The following is an 18,360-nucleotide window of genomic DNA, read 5'->3' as shown; positions in this document are numbered from 1 at the left end:
TCCGATCTAGAGGGAATGCAACCTTATAATCTATATACTTAATTATTGAGATTAATAGTCAATTATTGAAGTACCGATCCAGAATCATCATGAAATCTTTGCACCGTCCCGATCTGTATAGCTGGTCTAATTTCAATCCGGCAAGAAATATTGATTTCAATGGGATTGCCTGGATTCGCCCAGATGGCAACATCTTGATTGACCCAGTAGCCCTATCAAACCATGATTGGAATCATCTAAAATCCCTCGGCGGTGTGGTTTGGATTGTGCTGACGAATTCTGAGCATGTCAGAGCAAGTAAAGAAATTGCCGATCAAACTTATGCCAAGATTGCTGGCCCCATTGCAGAAAAAGACACTTTTCCTATACCTTGCGATCGCTGGCTATCTGATGGTGAAGAATTTGTGCCAGGACTGGAGGTGATTGAACTCAATGGTTCTAAAACTCCCGGTGAGTTGGCTTTGTTACTGGAAGAGACAACTTTAATTACAGGGGATTTAGTCCGGGCACGTAAAGCAGGTAGCTTAACGATTTTACCAGATGACAAACTGCTGAATCGAGAAGAGGCTGTAGCTTCTGTTCGCAGGTTGGCTCAACTAAGTCGGGTAGAAGCAGTGTTGGTGGGGGATGGTTGGCCAGTCTTTCGAGATGGACGCGATCGCTTAAAGGATCTGGTAGCAACGCTGTAAATAATTAGGGTAGCACAGCTAGCTATGCTACCCTACAGGCGATTATGGTTCAAATAGATAAAAAGGCTGTCAGAAGAAAATCAAACAACACCCTATCATGGTAGTTAGTAGCATTTATGTCTGATAGTTTCTTTTTTGCCATAAAAGAATATCAGGTAAGTAATATCCTGATTTCCTGACGGCAGAATGCGAAGGCTTTTAACGATCAATCTAGTTGGAGAACGCTGATGTCTAAGGAAAGAAAAAGTAATAAAGAAGCTAAAAAACCTAAAAAAGATCCTAAAGACAAAAAGGAGAAAAAAGAGCCAAACAAATAGACTAATTTAGGTAAATATCTTTAGCGAAGACCAAGAGTTGCACTTTCCTAAATTGACAATATTTCGTCCAGTAGCACTGAGTAGGAGAAGTTATTGTCAAAAGTTTGTTCACCCTTGGTCAAGCTCCAAAATCTGATGATTTAGGTTGTGTATGCGATGTCACGAGGGTCTACGCCTACGCAACTTAATCAAGCAGGAGTAAACTTCAGCGAAACACCGTTCATACAATAGCGCTTACCAGTGGGTGCAGGACCATCATCAAAAACATGACCCAGATGACCACCACAGCGACTACAATGCACTTCAGTTCTGGTCATAAACAACGACTTATCTACAGTAGTGGCGATCGCACCTTCAATTGGATTAAAGAAGCTAGGCCAGCCAGTACCACTGTTAAATTTGGTGTCAGATGTAAACAGTGGTAGTTCACACGCAGCACAATAATAAGTACCCTTGTCGTATTCCTTATCCAATGGACTGGTGTAAGGGCGTTCAGTCCCATGTTTACGCAATACATTAAACTGTTCTGGCGTTAAAATTGTGCGCCATTCTGACTCTGGTTTGGTAACTTCAAATCCACTCTGAGAAGTTGTCATTGCTTGTGACCCCCAATTGATATACCTTGATAACAATGCTGTGCCGACTATGACTGCACCAGCCTGTAAAAAATAGCGTTTGTCCATATATCTATTATTTTCTATTTTCCGGTTCACTGGCCAATCAATTCCAGTACGGGATTCCCTACATGAATGACTATAATCAGCGATCGCTCTGAATTAGCCCTGATAAACTGATTAAAATTAGCTAAGAAACAACAAATTATTTTTCAGCCAAATACTAGGTGGAAATCCGATCTATTTGACCTGATTTTTGGACAATAGCAAGTATAGTTTTCAATTGGAGCATAAACTACGGTCAATCATCATCTTCATCAGAGGTGGTGAAATGCTGAGTAGTCCCGTGTTTACCATGACTCGTCATAAATACAAATGCGCGATTGAGCCGCTTTACCCCACTGAGGGTAATCAGAGTCAGTAAGCCTCCCAATAATCCCATTTGCCATAGACCACAACCAATTGCAGCCCCCAAGCCAGCAGCAGTCCAGACACAGGCGGCTGTAGTTAAACCCTTTACTTTTGGTGTTGCAGATTTTCTCGGAGACTCTTGTAAAATCAGTCCGGCTCCGAGAAATCCAACCCCGGTAGCTACACCTTGAATTGTGCGACTCAGTGCATTGGTAGCAGCATAAGGACTCTCGCCCTCAGCCTGCAAAGGAATCATCACAAATAATGCTGCTCCCATACTCACGAGCATGAACGTTCTCATCCCTGCTGGTCTACCTCCTTGCTGACGGTTAAATCCAATCAAGCAACCAACCAGGAGTGCCAAAGACAATCTAAACGCTATATGTGGCCAATCGTTGGCACTAATAAACATCGGCCCCATTGCCTTATTTCTCCTAGAGATAGAACACAATTTTGCACCTATTGGCAGTGGGCTGGATGGCTACCCACTTTTGTAGCTGAAAAGTTAAGCACAGCAAATCAATAGGTTTTTAGTACGTTAAAGTTAATTTAACAAAAGGTTATGAATAAGTAAATAAGTATACACAAACCCACCATTCCTGGATTCTTCCTAGAGACAGAAAGAGGGTAAGGGAGCAGAGGAGCAGGGGAGAAGTTGCAGTAAGTTTTTCCCCTCTGCACCTCTGCCTCTTGTGCCTAATGCCAATACCCAACGCTAGTTTTTTGACTAATATACATTGGTCTGATAGGAATACCGGAGTTTTCTGAAAACTTCTTGCTTACTTAAATAGAATATGTGATACTCTAAAAACTACAAATAAAGTACGGTATTTCTATCGAATTGCCGGAGTTTAAAAGGACAGGATTCATGCAGCTACTATGGTTCATCCCAACTCATGGCGACGGACGTTACCTTGCAACTGCTACAGGCGGACGGGCAGTAGGCTTTCCTTATCTGCGGCAGATTGCCCAAGCGGTGGATGACCTTGGTTATACAGGGGCATTGCTGCCTACAGGCCGCTCTTGCGAAGATGCTTGGATTGTCGCGTCAACCTTGGTATCACTAACCCGACAGATGCGTTTTTTGGTGGCAATTCGTCCCGGCTTGGTATCACCTGGAGTAGCAGCACGGATGGCGGCAACTTTTGATCGCCTCTCTGGAGGACGCTTGCTGATTAATGTCGTGACCGGTGGCGATCCCGTGGAGTTAGCGGGAGATGGCTTGCATTTGGATCACGATCGCCGCTATGAATTAACAGATGAATTTTTGACAGTATGGCGAGCGATCGCTAGTGGAGAACAAGCCAATCTTCAGGGTGATTATCTCAATATTCAAGATGGTAAACTGCTTTTTCCACCTGTTCAAAAGCCATATCCGCCCTTGTGGTTTGGCGGTTCCTCTCCTGTTGCTCAAAAAATTGCTGCCAAGCATGTAGATGTTTATCTAACTTGGGGCGAACCACCGGCACAAGTAGCCGAGAAGATTGCAGCAGTTCGCAGACTTGCAGAAGCAGAAGGCCGGACTTTGCGGTTTGGAATTCGCCTACATGTGATTGTGCGCGAAACCGAGAGTGAAGCTTGGGATGCGGCGAATCAATTGATTAAGTATGTGGATGATGAGGCGATCGCTAAAGCCCAAAAAGCTTACGCCCGGATGGATTCAGTTGGGCAACAGCGAATGACTCAATTACACCACGGTAATCGTGAGGCATTAGAGATTAGCCCGAACCTGTGGGCGGGAGTCGGTTTAGTGCGGGGTGGTGCAGGAACAGCCTTAGTCGGCGATCCCCAAACCGTAGCTGCCAGGATATTAGAATATGGAGATTTAGGTATTGAGTCCTTTATCCTCTCTGGCTATCCCCACCTAGAGGAAGCTTATCGAGTTGCAGAACTTCTATTTCCCCATTTGCCATTAGAAAATTTACCCACAATGGAGAAGCAACACGTCTTAAGTCCATTCGGCGAGATTGTGGCAAATGAAGATTTCCCTAAGCAAAAGCTTCAAGAAAGAGCAACGTCCATATCCTAGTAGTTATGAACTAGGAGATTAATAGCTATGCTGCACCAACAAATCGACCAAAAAATCTCAGAAAAAGAAGCGTGTGTATTGCGTCGTCAGTTGGGAATACCTAACAATAAACGCTTGTGGGTGCTAGCTTGCATGGATGAACGTTTACCAGTGGAGAAAGCATTAGGAATTGGTGAAGGAGATGCTCATATTTTCCGTAATGCTGGGGGGTTAGTGACGGATGATGCAATTCGATCAGCGATGTTAACTACACAGTTTTTTGGCACAAAAGAAATCATCGTTATTAATCATACCGAATGTGGCATGATGACAGCATCAGTTATGAATACCAAAACCACAAAACATACTGAACCCGTTTTAGAAATTGGGAGTTTAATTGAATGACAAATATTCTAGCGATCGCAGGTAGTCCAACCCATCCATCTAGAACCTATGGTTTGGTCGAGTACACTGCCAAGCTTTTACAACAAGAAGGCTTGCATGTAGATATTATTTCAGTTCGGGATTTGCCTGCTGAAGATTTAGTTTTTGGACGATACGACAGCCCTGCATTAGAACAGCCGAAAGCTTTATTAGCAAAGGCAGATGGTGTGATTATTGCCACCCCAATTTACAAAGCAGCTTATACAGGAGTGCTAAAAACATTTCTAGATTTGCTACCACAAAAATCATTAACAGGTAAACCCGTGTTACCAATTGCTTTGGGTGGAACAATCGCTCATTTATTGGCAATTGAATATGCCCTAAAACCTGTGTTATCTGAATTAGGAGCGCGGCATATCCTAGCTACTATTTATGCGGTAGACAAACAAATTCAACGCCAAGCTGATAATAGTGTCTTGTTAGATGAGGAAATTGAGCAAAGACTCAAAGACGTTCTCAAGGAATTTGTGAAAGCTGTAGAATATGATGCCGCAGCGCCTCAAGAATTGGTTCATGCCAATTAAATAATCAAGTTTATACCTCCGTTTGCTTGTAGCAGAGGGGTAATTTTTACCCATCTGTTACTTTTTTTAAAGTTAATCAAAGCTACATAACTTTACTTTCATAAATTGCACTTTTATTGCAATATTACAATTATTTATAGACTATGCTCATACTTATCTCACAACTTCTATAGTCTATTCAACTAACACCGCTATAATTTATTATTTTTTCTATAAAATATCTTGTATATATGCAAAATGTCTCCTAACTCTACTTGTAGTAGATGAGTTAAATTTACTCATCTACTACTTTCTCCACTTAAATTTAAAAGTTTATCACCAAATTCACAAAATTATAGATTGAATAAGGCTAATACCTTAACTAACCAAAGCGCGATCGCTCTTAAGACAAGAGATCACAACTTTATTCAGCTTTAACAAAGCTCAACTTTTTACCCAGTAGATTATTAGTCATAAACGTTAAAGTTGCAGACTGCGGTAAAAAGTTTATTGTAAATGAGTAGCGATCGCCTGAAAAACAAACTTTCTTTTATTTGGCACTAATTACAAGCTGTCGTTGGTGCAACCAGCCGTAGGAATCTAAAGCCACCGATTAATGGCAATGCGCTTTTTTGGTCAGGTTAGCCAGTAAATTAGAAGTAGGGCGTAAAAAAATAAACTCAATGAAAGCGATGTCTAACGACAAGCCGCAAGGCGTCTGCGCTTCTGAACTTGCATCTATCGTCGGTGAAGAAAATGCTATTTGCCTTTGGGAAAATATCGAACTCAGTCAGCAAAAACGTATCCAACAGGCTATAGCTTCTGGAAATTCACCCAGTTGTATTGTCTATCCCAGCAGCCAAGAACAGCTAGCCGCAGTCATTACCACGGCTCACGCAAATAACTGGCGTGTCCTTCCCTGTGGTAGTGGCAGTAAACTTAGCTGGGGTGGTTTAGCGAAAAGCATTGATGTTGTAGTTAGTACAGAACGCATCAACCAATTGATTGAACACGCTGTTGGCGATTTGACTGTCACCGTAGAAGCTGGGATGAAGTTCTCCGATTTGCAAGCACTTTTGGCAAAATCGCGGCAATTTCTCGCCCTTGACCCCACAGCACCAGAGTCGGCAACCATTGGCGGTATTGTTGCCACAGGTGATACAGGTTCTCTGCGGCAACGCTATGGTAGTGTGCGCGACCAGTTATTAGGTATTACCTTTGTCCGTGCTGATGGAGAAATCGCCAAAGCTGGGGGAAGAGTAGTTAAAAACGTCGCCGGATATGACTTGATGAAGTTGCTTACGGGGTCTTATGGGACATTAGGCTTTATTAGTCAACTAACCTTTCGCCTGTATCCGTTAGCCGAGGCATCAGGGACGGTGCTACTAACTGGTAAAGCTGAGGCTGTATCTCAAGCGGCTGATATCCTTCGAGGTTCGGCGTTAACACCAGTTCAGGCTGATTTGCTATCAGCTAAATTGGTGTCTAGTTTAGGATTGGGTGAAGGGCTGGGATTAATTGCTCGGTTTCAAAGTATTAGTGAGAGTGTTAAAGAACAATCAAACCGAGTTTTGGAAGTTGGGCAAAAGTTAGGGTTAAATGGAGCAATTTTTGCCGATGGTGACGAAGCTAATCTATGGCAGAGATTGCAAGAACGAATCCATACTACTGCTACAGAATCGGTAATTAGCTGCAAAATAGGAGTGTTACCTACTGCTGCTGTGGAGATTTTAACTCAAGTGGAGTTGGGTTTAATTCATATTAGTAGTGGTTTAGGTTTGTTACAATTAGAGAGTAAAAATCAAGTTTTGAAAATCCGCGATGAGTTAGGCTCTGCTGGAAGCAATCGCACTCAAGCTAATCAAGGTTTTTTAACAATTCTGTCAGCACCAGTTGGGGTTAAAGAACAAATAGATGTTTGGGGTTATACGGGGAATGCTTTGCCGTTGATGCGCCGTATTAAGGAACAGTTTGATAGTAAGAATATTTTAAGTCCTGGTCGCTTTGTGGGTGGGATTTAGTTTTAAGAAAACGAACCGCAGAGACACAGATGACGCTGAGATAGAGAGGGGAAAAAGAGAAATATGCAAGTTTCAAAAAATTCTGTTAATAATACGGCTAGTTTAAAGAATTTGAAGGGATTTGATGAGAGTCATCCGCCTGATCCGAAGTTAATTGATAGTTGTGTACATTGTGGATTTTGTCTTTCGACTTGTCCCAGTTATCGGGTGCTGGGTAAGGAGATGGATTCTCCTAGAGGACGCATCTATTTAATGGATGCAATTAATGAGGGTGAAATTGCCCTCAATACGGCAACAGTAGAACATTTTGATTCTTGTTTGGGATGTCTTGCTTGTGTGAGTACTTGTCCTTCGGGGGTGCAGTATGACAAGTTAATTTCTGCAACTCGTCATCAAGTTGAACGAAATTATCCCCGCAGTTTACCAGATCAGTTTTTTCGTCAACTGATATTTTCTCTGTTTCCTTATCCCCATCTTTTACGGGTTTTATTAGTTCCATTATTGGTTTATCAAAAGTTAGGATTTGCTAAGTTATTTCGGGCTACGGGTTTACTGAATAAAATATCGCCCCGTTTGGCAGCAATGGAATCAATTCTGCCAGAAATTACTCTTAAATCTTTTCAAGATAATTTGCCTAGTGTGATTCCTGCTAAAGGTGAAAAGCGGTATCGAGTTGGGGTAATTTTGGGTTGCGTCCAACGGCTGTTTTTCTCACCTGTAAATGAAGCCACAGTGCGCGTTTTAACAGCGAATGGTTGTGAAGTTGTGATTCCCAAATCTCAAGGTTGTTGTGCGGCGCTTCCCGAACACCAAGGACAAACAGAACAGGCAAAAGCTTTAGCAAGGCAGATGATTGATAGTTTTGCCAAGACGGATGTCGATTTTGTAATTATCAATGCTGCTGGTTGCGGTCATACTTTGAAAGAGTACGGTCACATTTTAGAAGACGACCTCGAATATCGGGAAAAGGCAAAGGATTTTGCAGCTAAAGTTAAAGATGCTCAAGAATTTTTGGCAACTGTTGGATTAACAGCGAAACTTTCACCACTGACTGATAAACCATTGAATTTAGTTTATCAAGATGCTTGCCATTTATTACATGGGCAAAAGATTAGCGTCCAACCACGTCAGGTGTTGCGACAAATTCCAGGGGTGAAGTTAAGAGAACCAATAGATGCAGCTTTATGTTGTGGCAGTGCTGGGGTTTATAATATGTTGCAACCAGAAGTGTCTGAAGAATTGGGTCGGCAAAAAGTAGAGAATTTGTTGAATACTGGTGCTGAGTTAATTGCTTCTGCTAATCCTGGATGTACTTTGCAAATTACTAAACATTTGCAGTTGCAAGGTAAGAAGATTTCAGTTATTCACCCGATGGAGTTGTTAGATTATTCGATTCGCGGTGAGAAGTTGAAATTGTAGACGTTTGCTAGCTGCGTTGTGCATTTACTTTTGTCCTCTCCTGTTAAAGGCAGAAAATCACAGGTAGGGGCGCACAGCTCTCATTGATGTCAACTTAGTTTAACAGAACGTTCTCATTTCTACTTACAGCCTGAGCAGTCATGGTTGCTAAGACAGACCAATTGCAAAAATACATCTTGAGGTAAATTACTAGAAGGAGTCCTTTCAAGGTGAGTAAAAATCTTGGTCAACAAATCCTTTTGGATTTTTATTCTGTGTGTTCTTTGGCAAAATTGGTAAAAAAATATGGCGTTGATAGATGCGGTATGAAACCATTGATAATTCGTTCAAAATAGGGCGAAATCATCCCATTATTCAGCAAACCAAAAAAAATTATTTCAAACCGGAGCTGTGCAGAGAACACAAAGAGAAAAAAGATTTTTGAAGTTACCTTGAAAGGGGTAGTTCTTGTAATTACAGTCTCAGCTTTTTTGTACCTTTTTAACCCGTCGAACTACTAGGAAACTAGATTGTTGATCTTAAGGCATAACGAATGCCGTTGGTTGTCAGATCACGTGAAATTAATTGAATTCTGCACTGAACCATAGTTTGACAAGGAGTGATGGACATGGCATCTATTAACGGTACCCTTGGTAACGACAATCTGATTGGGACTCTAGAAAATGATTCCATTTTCGGCGATCTAGGTGATGACATTCTTGATGGTGGTGGTGGTGGTGGTGGTGATGAGTTTGTTTTCAACAATGTAATTGATGTCCTCGTTTTTGATCGTGGACTGTACGTCTATAGTACTGATGGTTTTGACATCATTAAAAACTTCTCTCAAACTGGTAATAGTGTTGCAATACCTTAGCCAAAATAAGAGGATGAGGAGAGAGGGCCGATGTAGTAGAGTTATTGTCTCTCACAACGACAACTCAAAAACTACAATCAGCCCATGTCCGATATCTTATCACTGCTACAATGCTTGCTACCGCAGATAAACGCTACGACGATGCGGCAATTGAACCAGATAATCCTGGCTATGTTAGCGATGAGCGGACGAGTCACGATGTTGGGAATTTCCCGTTGGGCAGGCATTGGTGGTAGTTATCGGACGATGTTGCGGTTTTTTCATACAGTAATACCTTGGGCTACATTGTTTTGGCTATTTTTCCGCAAGCATTTGTTCCGTGCGAATGAGGTATATTTGCTTGCAGGAGATGAAGTTGTAGTCAGTAAATCGGGTAAAAAGACTTATGGATTAGATAGATTCTTTTCTAGCCTAGCCAATAAACCGATATCAGGATTATCTTTCTTTGTATTATCATTAGTGAGTGTTGAACAGAGGCACTCGTTTCCGATTCAGATAGAACAGGTAATAAAGAAAGATACTCAAACAAAAAGTACCTCGACAATCGAAAAACCAAACAAAAAAGAAAAGCGTGGGCGTGGACGACCAAAAGGAAGTAAAAACAAAAATAAAAAGGAAGTGATATTAACATCTGAATTAATACTAATTCAGAAAATGATTGGTTCACTATTCAAGTTATTAGCTAACTCTATTTCCCTCACCTACTTGGTAGTAGATGGTCATTTTGGTAACAACAATGCTTTGCAGATGGCACGTCTTGTCAACTTGCAGATAATTTCCAAATTGCGCCATGATTCAGCATTATACTTCCCTTATGAAAATCCTGACTCCAGTAAGCGCTCTCGTCGTAAATACGGTGATAAGCTAGACTATCGTAATATACCTGACAAATACTTATGTAAAAGTGCTATTGAGGATGATATTCAAACTGATATTTATCAAGCCACTCTTATTCACAAAGAATTTGCCCAAGCTCTCAATGTAGTGATTTTGGTCAAAACCAATCTTAAAACTAATGCTTGCAGCCATGTAATTATTTTTTCTAGCGACCTAACTCTGTCATTTGAAAAAATTATCGACTATTACAAACTCCGTTTCCAAATCGAGTTTAATTTTAGGGATGCCAAGCAGTTTTGGGGATTGGAAGATTTTATGAACCTGAGCCAAACTGCCGTGACTAATGCTTCTAATTTAGCATTTTTTATGGTCAATTTATCCCACCATCTTCTCGCTGATTTCCAGCAACTCAATCCCGGTTCTGGCATTATTGACCTTAAGGCTTACCATCGTGGTTTTCGATATGTTCGTGAAATGTTAAAAATGCTTCCCGAAATCCCTGAGCCTATTTTATTAACCCAGATTTTTGCCAAGCTTACTTCTTTAGGACGTATTCATCCCGTTTCCACTGGCGTTGAACCCTCGTAAATTGGCAGAGGTATTGAGTGTTGATGATAGTGTTATCAGTATTGACCCTGTAAATCACAACTATAATCATGTAAATATAAATACAAGTACAGCTTCACCTGTTGCCGCCCAACCTAGACCAGAAAAAAGCGAATTCATCTACGGCACTATAGGTTCTGACACAATCCAAGGGACATCGGCAGACGAGATTATTTATGGTTTAGAAGGTAACGATGTACTGTATGGCAACGGTGGTTACAATATGTTGTATGGTGGTTCAGGCAATGACAGTCTTTACGGTAATAAAAATAGTAAAAATAGTAACATTAACGAACTATACGGTGGTTTAGGCAATGATTATTTGAATAGCGGAGAACGCAGTTTTGGCAGCATATTGTATGGCGAAGAAGGCGATGACATTTTTGATGGCATGAATGGGACTGATAGCCTAATTGGTGGAATTGGCAATGACACTTATATGACTTTTGTATTCGAGTCTGAGTACAATTTAATCACCGATCAGTTTATCAATAATATTGCAAGATATAAGATTACAGAATACTTGAATGAAGGAATCGATACGGTTAAGTCTTCGTCCTACTACAAATTGGGTGACAACCTAGAGAATTTGGTTCTCACAGGTAGCAAGAATATTAATGGCATAGGCAACGCCCTAGACAATCGAATTGAGGGGAATGTCGGTCACAACTTTTTGGTTGGCGACGATGGCAATGACTACTTGCTTGGCTATGGGGACTACGACATTTTGGTTGGTGGGGCTGGTAACGACACACTCGAAGGCGGTGCTGGTAACGACTTTTTAAATGGGGGTTCTGGTAGCGATACACTCGTTGGTGCTGCTGGTAACAACACACTCACAGGCGATACTGGTGCTGATACATTTGTCTTCAACTTCCGGTCTGAAGGCATTGACATCATCAAGGACTTCAGCTACACGCAGAGCGACAAAATTCAGATTTCCACAATTGGGTTTAGCGCTACTTCGACTAACGAGTTTACTTACAACAGCAACACTGGTGCTTTGTCATTCCAGGGAACCGAATTCGCCACTCTTGAGAACAAGCCTTATTTCATACCTAGTCTCGAAATTGAGCTTGTCTCCGACGGTCTAACCTCTTCAATTAGCTTGGTCTTGTAGTGCCTAACCAAACCCAAATTTAGACACTACATTCCCAATACTGTTCGGTTAAGCATTTTTAACTTGGAGTTGGGTTTTGGGAAAAGGTTAAAGATGTTTCTTTCTTCTTTTCTCCTTAACCGAAAAGTATTGACTACACTCTAAAAACAATGATCCCACTTAGAGAATTTCTAGGCTGGATATTAATTGAGCATGGCTATTAAGTTACTACGCTGTCGAAAATTTCCTCAGTTTCATCAATAATTATCTAGTCACTTGATAAAACCTTTACAAATCTCCTTTAAGGCGACTTTTACCGTGTTCTCTCAAAGCTTATTTCATCAGTGGTGGCAGTTGAGGTTGGCAAGTTTATTAACTTTAGTTACAGCGATCGCAGCAGCCAACGAGTGTGCTTTAGCCCAGATAGTACCCGATAACACATTAGGTCAGGAAAGTTCTGTTGTTACACCTTCTCCTAACTTTGACCGGATAAATGGTGGAGCAATTCGGGGGGTCAATCTATTCCACAGTTTTGAGCAGTTCAACGTTAAAGAAGGAGGACGAGCTATTTTCATTAATCCGAATGGGATTGAGAATATTATTAGTCGAGTGACAGGGGGTAAACGCTCCGAGATTTTCGGCAGGCTCGGTGTCTTAGGTAGTGCTAACTTATTTCTGATTAATCCATCGGGGATTATCTTTGGGCCGAATGCCCAACTTAATATAGGAGGTTCGTTTGTAGCAACAACAGCAAATGCCATCGGGTTTGGTGAGCAAGGCTTGTTCAGTGCCTCAGTTCCTAATTCTCCTCCACTCCTAACGGTCAATCCTTCAGCTTTGCTATTCAATCAAATTACCAAATCGATTACCAATCAATCTACAGCAGGTCTGCAACTTTCTGCCAATCAAAGTTTGTTGTTGATAGGTGGTGATGTGAACTTAGAAGGGGGAAAATTGTCCGTTCTCAATGGTCGAGTCGAATTGGGAGGATTAGCAGGAGAAGGAACGGTAGGGCTGAATATAGATGACAAAAATCTGCGTTTGAGTTTTCCTGATAATGTAGCGTTAGCAGACATATCCCTCACCAAAGGAGCTACAGTCCAAACCAGTTTTGAACGAGGTGTCGGTTCTCAACTAGGCACTGGCGATATCCAGATACAAGGTAGACGTGTCACAATCGCTGATGGTTCACAGATTGTAGCTAATAACACAGGAGCCGAACCCGGAGGGACACTTATCGTCCGCGCCTCCGAGTTGGTAGAAGTCCTTGGAGCAAGCCGTCTGTTAGCTGAAACTTATGGTGCCGAAACTGGTGGAAGTTTGACGATTGACACTAGGAAGTTGATTATCCGGGATGGGTCAGAGATAGCAGCTGGTACTTTTAACTCCGGACAGGGGGGGACTGTGACTGTAAGAGCCTTTGATTCTGTGGAACTGAGTGGAACATCGGCTGATGGTGCTAATTTTAGCAGAATCATAACTCAGACTGATGGTGTCGGAAATGCTTAGGTTCGGTAAACATTGAAACTGGGCAATTGATTGTTCAGGGTGGGGCACAAATCTCAACTGCTAGTGCTAAGACTAGTTCCGGACAAGGAGGACTGTTGTTTGTAAAAGCCTCTGATTCGGTGCAACTAATTGGAACATCAACATCAGCTGATAACCCGACACCTAGTGGTCTGTTTGCTTTGGGGGAAGGTTCCGGCAAACCTGGAGACTTGACGATTGAAACTGGCTTATTTATTGTCCGGGATGGGGCGAGAGCCTCAGCTTCCAATTTAGGCTCGGCTCAGTCGGGAGGGAGGTTGAGTGTGACCGCTTCTGAATTAGTGCAACTGATTGGAACATCGGCAAATAGTCAGGACAGAAGCGGCTTGCTTGTTGGAAGCGCAGGTACCGGATCTGCCGGAGAATTGACAATTAAAACTGCGAAATTGCAAATCCTGGATGGAGCATTTGTGTCTGCCCGTACTGTCGGCGAGGGGCGAGGAGGAAGCGTAATAGTGAATGCTTCTGACTCTATAGAGCTAAATGGCACCTCAGCCGACGGTCTGCCCAGCCTCTTGACAACTGAAACCGCAGGCGTGGGAGATGCCGGAAATTTAACGATTGAAACTGGGCAGTTAACTATCAAAGATAGCGCACAGATAACTAGCAGTAGCACAGGACTTGGAAAAGCAGGTGATTCTAAAATACAAGCAAGCTCTTTGAGTCTTAACCAGGGAAGTATTACCTCGCAAACGACATCGGGTAATGGAGGAAACATCACACTATCAGTAAAAGACTTCTTACTGCTGCGGCGTGGTAGTGAAATATCCACTACCGCAGGCACAGACCAGAAGGGTGGCGATGGTGGCAACATCAATATTAACTCCCCCTTTATTGTCGCCGTACCAAAGGAAGATAGTAACATCAGCGCCAACGCCTTTACTGGTAGGGGCGGTAGAGTTGACATCAAAGCTAGAAGTCTCTTTGGCATTGAATCCTGGCCCCATCCAACTTTACTCTCAGACATTACCGCCAGTTCTGAACGTGGCATAGCTGGTGTCGTAGAAATCAACACACCTGATCTAGACCCTTCTCGTGGCTTGATTGAACTACCCACAAATTTTGTTGATTCGTCCACGAAAATTGCTCAAGGTTGTTCTAATAGAGGGCGACAAACAGCTAGTCGCTTTATTGCCACCGGACGCGGAGGATTGCCCGAAAGCCCCAATGAACTATTACGGGGGCGGGCAGTGCTCGTGCCGTGGGTAACGCTTGACTCGACTTTGGGAAATCACTCTCAAGAGGTTTCTGCATCTACTGTGTCTTCTGTGACTATTGAGCAACCGATAATCGAAGCTCAAAAATGGGTTGCAGATGGCAAAGGTAATATTCACTTGATTGCCGAGGTTTGGGCAAACATCCCTGTTGCTTTTTCTTCGCCATTCACTGCCTGTGCCCAGTAGTAAACCAATTTGAAACTTATCAAAGCAACTACCAAGGCACCCACAGCAAAGTGTGACCTTAACACTTACACTCTGTTTTTATTGGTAGCAATCTTTGTATCCAGGTTGCACACGTTTAGCAGAGATTATTAAAGATTTGTCACATGATAGTGTCAACAGATTTTTTTCTGTCAATACGTAAGTTCTATTTTGGTCGAACTTATTGAGCATCAATGCCGCAGCCGTAAGCCATTTTGACATAACGAGGTTTTGTAGAGCGACACCAAGTCCTATCGTTACCAGCAACGGGATTAGTTGCCAGAGATTGAGTATCGAGGGCTGTTTCTGGCAATAGCAGGTAATTATCTTTCCCGCCTCCATCAACAAATAAGCCTAATGTCAGCATCAACTCTCGCAAACCACTAACACCCTCTAACCGGGATTGTCCGTAAGCTGGTTCTAATAAAGATAGATAAGTGTCATCGCCGTGCTTATCCCAGAAAACTCCGATACCGTTAATATCTCCCGTACCGAAGGTCATTAAGCTGCCGTTATACCAATCGTTTCCGGCACTATCTTCAAACCAGCCAATGCTCCAGTCGCGACCATTGCCTAAACTTTGCATAATGATACCTGTATAGCGATCGCTTCCTCCATCATCTTGATAAACTCCCACACCAAAATGCGGCGAACTTCCCAAGCTGTACCAGCTCAGCATCGTGGTAGTCATCACCAGCCTTGTTACCAAAAAGCCCAAGCTATACCAGTAAGCTGTACCTTGACCGTAAACCTCACATTCGTAGCGATCGCTTCCTGCGCCATCGACTAACATCCCTACACCTCCAGCCCAACTGTGACCTTCTGTATAGTCTGCACGTCTTCCCAACCCTGCACCTTGGATAAAATGGACGTGCCTTTTAGCTCCAAATGGGCCGCCGTTGGGATATTTGTCTTCTAGTCCAATGTATTTATCGTCACCTACACTATCTAATAGCAGCCCCACTCCTTTAGTAAAGCCATAGCCTTGACCGTACCTGTAGAGAGAATAGCGATCGCTGCCTTGATTATCGATCAGCAGTCCTGAACCAAAAGTACCACTACCTTGTAAATTACTAATGCCTTGATAAGTGTCTTGACCTTGGGCATCGTAGAGAATGCCAGTACCAAAAATACCTACGCCTTGACTGGCGTATTCGGCCTCATAACTGTCATCACCTTGTAAATCTACCAGCAATGCGTAGCCGAAGATACCAGCCCCAAAGCTGGGAATTTTCCCCGGTGGGCTAGAGTAGCGGTCTTTGCCAGCTAAATCTAAGGTGACGCTGACACCATGAGCAATATTTTTAGTAGCAGCACCGCCAGAGTAAGTATCATTACCTTCAACATCTACAATCAACAGGTAATCGTCAGGGGAATAGACTCGATCGCCTTTACCACTGAGAATAATTCGACCTTGGGGTGTATCTATGCTGTAGTTGTAATTTCCTTGCAACAAATTAACTGGGATTTGGCTTAATTGACTTTGCATTTCACCAACAGCGGCCGCTGTTAAAATTGCTCCTGTGTTGAGTATTTTAAAATCAACGTTGTCTAAAAGAGATTCAATTAACAGTACCTTTTCTGGGCTAGCATCTACTTCTTCTGCGGCTTCTTCTTGCACAGTTTTAATTGCGTAGTTAAATACTTCGGTGTAGGTACGATCGGCATCTAGTTGTAATTTAGCTAGCGATCGCAACAATCCCACTTGTCTGTAATGCAGTGCATCTGGTACTGTGAATAAAAACTGTGCTACCGCAGAACGTAGCTGTGGTGGCAAAGCTTTGTATTCAGTAGTTTTAAAATTATCAGCAGGTTGAGTGCTTAGTTTGCTAAGAGCAACAGCTAAGGCATCATCACCCAGCTTTTGTACTTGCTGTTTGTATTTTGTCAGCAAATCTCTGTTTAATTGGAGACTCACACCCCCTTCGATTCTTTTGTAGGCACTGGCAGCGAGTTGTGCTAAATCAGATTTAGCTGCAAGTAAATCTTGAGTAATGGTGCGGGTGTAAGGACTGATTTTCCAAGGGTTATCGAAAAACACATCTAGCAACTTGACTCGATATTTATCACTGCCCCAGAGATCCATGTCTTTCATATCCAAACGGACATCCTCTGGAGTTAACTTAGCAGCAGCTAGGGCTTGGCGAAATAGTCCTCCTTGTTCGCTTAAGTATCCTATAGTTGTAGCGTTAACAGGGGATAGGTAAAATACAAGCAAACAAGTCAAGGTAAATTGAGCAATTGCAAAAAAAGACTTTGGTAGCGATCGCCCAAATTGTTGCACAATTTTTAGTATCATGAAAATCTTTCTATATGGCGTAAATACCAAATTTTATACTCAAAAACTCCGCAATTTACCAGATAACAAAACCTCCATAGTCCGATTGCTACCATCTACTGTTAATAGCTCGATCTAGTTGCTTTTGCTTGACAAGCGTCACTCCCAGGTTAAACCGTAAAGACTGCGATCGCTCTTGAGCAAAACTTTGCGATTTACTAACTCTCTGGAATCACGGTTGTCATAGATATTTAGGACTTACGCACTTAGCTGAGATATTGAAACTAAGAATGAAAAATAGTACAACGCCCCATGCTCAATGACAAAATTCCCAAAAAATGGTTAATTTTGCTTACAGTGGCTTTGATATCTGCCTTGTTGCTGGCGATCGCTTCTTCTGCCTCAAGTATTTATTTATATGGCAGCAGTAATAATAATATCAAGGCAGATGCAGCAATTGTTTTAGGAGCGGCAGTTTGGAAAGAAGAACCATCTCCTGTTTTCAGAGAGCGAATTAACCACGCCATTAACTTATATAAAAATGGATTTGTTAAGACAATAATTTTTACTGGCGGAGTTGGCGAGATTAATGAACCAGCGGAAGCTATAGTTGGGAAAAATTATGCGATCGCACAACAGGTTAAAGCTGCTGATATCCTAATTGAGACTCAATCTCGCACAACTCACCAGAACCTCAAAAATGCTTTGGAAGTGGCGAATGCTCACCAATTAACCAAGTTTCTTATTGTCAGCGATCCATTGCATATGAAACGAGCCGTATTGATGGCACGAGGCTTAGGAATGGATGCACATTCGTCTCCTACACCTACTACCCGCTATCGCAGTTTTCGCAGTCAGATGGAGTTTTTGAGCCGAGAAACCTATTTTTACTTGGTCTACTTAGTGTTTAAAATATAGCCTTAGCGGACTGCAAATAAAAATGCCCAAAATTAGAAAATAAAGCTGTAACCTTTTACCTGTATAAATTAACTAATATTATCAACCCTTGTAATTAGATAGTTTCGAGGCGAAAACGCTTAAATGCTCTAGCTGCTTCAGGAATTAGCTCAATGTACCAATACCCATTCGTTTCATCTGCAAACCAATTAACTATTGCAAGTGCTGGTTGACCAAATTCATCATCTTTTACTCCAAAAAATTTGCAAAAGCTTGCACCTAAATGACCAATTTGTCCAGGAGAATCACCAACATATCCAGCAGCTTCAGATAACTCCCAAGTACGTAATCTGCGATTATCTTTCATAAAGTAACAATGCTGATAAGCTAATCAG

Annotated in this window: 16 protein-coding genes and 1 pseudogene; 13 read left to right on the top strand and 4 right to left on the bottom strand. The window is 42.2% G+C overall.

Annotated features, from left to right (window positions below; genetic code table 11):
* Positions 1 to 89: 89 nt before the first annotated feature.
* Positions 90 to 689, top strand: a complete 600-nt coding sequence (locus QUD05_RS22020) for an MBL fold metallo-hydrolase (RefSeq protein ID WP_289797933.1) — start codon at positions 90 to 92, stop codon at positions 687 to 689.
* Positions 690 to 1,194: 505 nt separating this feature from the next.
* On the opposite strand, the gene msrB is transcribed toward QUD05_RS22020, so the two are convergent.
* Entirely contained in the window at positions 1,195 to 1,689 is a 495-nt protein-coding gene (gene msrB, locus QUD05_RS22015) for a peptide-methionine (R)-S-oxide reductase MsrB (RefSeq protein WP_289797932.1), read from the bottom strand.
* Between the two features lie 232 nt (positions 1,690 to 1,921).
* Entirely contained in the window at positions 1,922 to 2,452 is a 531-nt protein-coding gene (locus QUD05_RS22010; RefSeq protein ID WP_289797931.1) for an MgtC/SapB family protein, read from the bottom strand.
* Between the two features lie 447 nt (positions 2,453 to 2,899).
* On the opposite strand from QUD05_RS22010, the gene ssuD reads away from it, so the two are divergent.
* The 11 genes and pseudogenes from ssuD to QUD05_RS34490 form a co-directional block, all read left to right on the top strand.
* Positions 2,900 to 4,060 carry an FMNH2-dependent alkanesulfonate monooxygenase gene (gene ssuD, locus QUD05_RS22005; protein WP_289797930.1) on the top strand — a complete coding sequence of 387 codons (1,161 nt, stop codon included), beginning with the start codon at positions 2,900 to 2,902 and terminating at the stop codon, positions 4,058 to 4,060.
* A gap of 27 nt (positions 4,061 to 4,087) precedes the next feature.
* Entirely contained in the window at positions 4,088 to 4,444 is a 357-nt protein-coding gene (locus tag QUD05_RS22000; protein ID WP_289797929.1) for a beta-class carbonic anhydrase, read from the top strand.
* A complete protein-coding gene (gene ssuE / locus QUD05_RS21995; protein WP_289797928.1) occupies positions 4,441 to 5,007 on the top strand; it encodes an NADPH-dependent FMN reductase in 567 nt (188 codons plus the stop codon). The genes QUD05_RS22000 and ssuE overlap by 4 nt, the downstream gene beginning before the upstream one ends.
* A gap of 662 nt (positions 5,008 to 5,669) precedes the next feature.
* A complete protein-coding gene (locus QUD05_RS21990; protein ID WP_289797927.1) occupies positions 5,670 to 7,007 on the top strand; it encodes an FAD-binding oxidoreductase in 1,338 nt (445 codons plus the stop codon).
* A gap of 63 nt (positions 7,008 to 7,070) precedes the next feature.
* On the top strand, positions 7,071 to 8,426 hold the full coding sequence (locus tag QUD05_RS21985; RefSeq protein ID WP_289797926.1) for a (Fe-S)-binding protein: 1,356 nt from the start codon (positions 7,071 to 7,073) through the stop codon (positions 8,424 to 8,426).
* A 607-nt stretch (positions 8,427 to 9,033) separates the two neighbouring features.
* Positions 9,034 to 9,279 (top strand): hypothetical protein, encoded by a 246-nt coding sequence (locus tag QUD05_RS21980; protein ID WP_289797925.1) that lies wholly within the window; start codon positions 9,034 to 9,036, stop codon positions 9,277 to 9,279.
* A gap of 84 nt (positions 9,280 to 9,363) precedes the next feature.
* A complete protein-coding gene (locus QUD05_RS21975; RefSeq protein WP_289794346.1) occupies positions 9,364 to 10,704 on the top strand; it encodes a transposase in 1,341 nt (446 codons plus the stop codon).
* Positions 10,691 to 11,842 (top strand): calcium-binding protein, encoded by a 1,152-nt coding sequence (locus QUD05_RS21970; protein WP_289797924.1) that lies wholly within the window; start codon positions 10,691 to 10,693, stop codon positions 11,840 to 11,842. Before QUD05_RS21975 ends, QUD05_RS21970 begins: the two co-directional genes overlap by 14 nt.
* Before the next feature lie 339 nt (positions 11,843 to 12,181).
* On the top strand, positions 12,182 to 13,330 hold the full coding sequence (locus QUD05_RS21965; RefSeq protein WP_289797923.1) for a filamentous hemagglutinin N-terminal domain-containing protein: 1,149 nt from the start codon (positions 12,182 to 12,184) through the stop codon (positions 13,328 to 13,330).
* 26 nt (positions 13,331 to 13,356) lie between these two features.
* Complete coding sequence (locus tag QUD05_RS21960; protein ID WP_289797922.1) at positions 13,357 to 14,772, top strand: S-layer family protein; 1,416 nt, start codon at positions 13,357 to 13,359, stop codon at positions 14,770 to 14,772.
* A gap of 18 nt (positions 14,773 to 14,790) precedes the next feature.
* Positions 14,791 to 14,935: pseudogene (locus tag QUD05_RS34490) on the top strand (IS701 family transposase); the annotation flags it as partial.
* Between the two features lie 36 nt (positions 14,936 to 14,971).
* Here QUD05_RS34490 and QUD05_RS21955 read toward each other — a convergent pair.
* A complete protein-coding gene (locus QUD05_RS21955) occupies positions 14,972 to 17,089 on the bottom strand; it encodes a hypothetical protein (RefSeq protein ID WP_289797921.1) in 2,118 nt (705 codons plus the stop codon).
* A 291-nt stretch (positions 17,090 to 17,380) separates the two neighbouring features.
* On the opposite strand from QUD05_RS21955, the gene QUD05_RS21950 reads away from it, so the two are divergent.
* A complete protein-coding gene (locus QUD05_RS21950; protein WP_289797920.1) occupies positions 17,381 to 17,986 on the top strand; it encodes a YdcF family protein in 606 nt (201 codons plus the stop codon).
* Positions 17,987 to 18,080: 94 nt separating this feature from the next.
* On the opposite strand, the gene QUD05_RS21945 is transcribed toward QUD05_RS21950, so the two are convergent.
* Positions 18,081 to 18,332 (bottom strand): hypothetical protein, encoded by a 252-nt coding sequence (locus tag QUD05_RS21945; RefSeq protein ID WP_289797919.1) that lies wholly within the window; start codon positions 18,330 to 18,332, stop codon positions 18,081 to 18,083.
* Between the last annotated feature and the right edge of the window lie 28 nt (positions 18,333 to 18,360).

Source organism: Nostoc sp. GT001 (assembly GCF_030382115.1).
Lineage (GTDB): Bacteria > Cyanobacteriota > Cyanobacteriia > Cyanobacteriales > Nostocaceae > Nostoc.
The sequence above is the reverse complement of the archived record's forward strand: the minus strand, read 5'-3'. Positions and strand labels throughout refer to the sequence as shown.

Coding starts and splice junctions, on each gene's coding strand:
- QUD05_RS22020 (WP_289797933.1), top strand. CDS start 90: ATGAAATCTTTGCACCGTCCCGATCTGTATAGCTGGTCTAATTTCAAT.
- msrB (WP_289797932.1), bottom strand. CDS start 1,689: ATGGACAAACGCTATTTTTTACAGGCTGGTGCAGTCATAGTCGGCACA.
- QUD05_RS22010 (WP_289797931.1), bottom strand. CDS start 2,452: ATGGGGCCGATGTTTATTAGTGCCAACGATTGGCCACATATAGCGTTT.
- ssuD (WP_289797930.1), top strand. CDS start 2,900: ATGCAGCTACTATGGTTCATCCCAACTCATGGCGACGGACGTTACCTT.
- QUD05_RS22000 (WP_289797929.1), top strand. CDS start 4,088: ATGCTGCACCAACAAATCGACCAAAAAATCTCAGAAAAAGAAGCGTGT.
- ssuE (WP_289797928.1), top strand. CDS start 4,441: ATGACAAATATTCTAGCGATCGCAGGTAGTCCAACCCATCCATCTAGA.
- QUD05_RS21990 (WP_289797927.1), top strand. CDS start 5,670: ATGAAAGCGATGTCTAACGACAAGCCGCAAGGCGTCTGCGCTTCTGAA.
- QUD05_RS21985 (WP_289797926.1), top strand. CDS start 7,071: ATGCAAGTTTCAAAAAATTCTGTTAATAATACGGCTAGTTTAAAGAAT.
- QUD05_RS21980 (WP_289797925.1), top strand. CDS start 9,034: ATGGCATCTATTAACGGTACCCTTGGTAACGACAATCTGATTGGGACT.
- QUD05_RS21975 (WP_289794346.1), top strand. CDS start 9,364: ATGTCCGATATCTTATCACTGCTACAATGCTTGCTACCGCAGATAAAC.
- QUD05_RS21955 (WP_289797921.1), bottom strand. CDS start 17,089: ATGATACTAAAAATTGTGCAACAATTTGGGCGATCGCTACCAAAGTCT.
- QUD05_RS21950 (WP_289797920.1), top strand. CDS start 17,381: ATGCTCAATGACAAAATTCCCAAAAAATGGTTAATTTTGCTTACAGTG.
- QUD05_RS21945 (WP_289797919.1), bottom strand. CDS start 18,332: ATGAAAGATAATCGCAGATTACGTACTTGGGAGTTATCTGAAGCTGCT.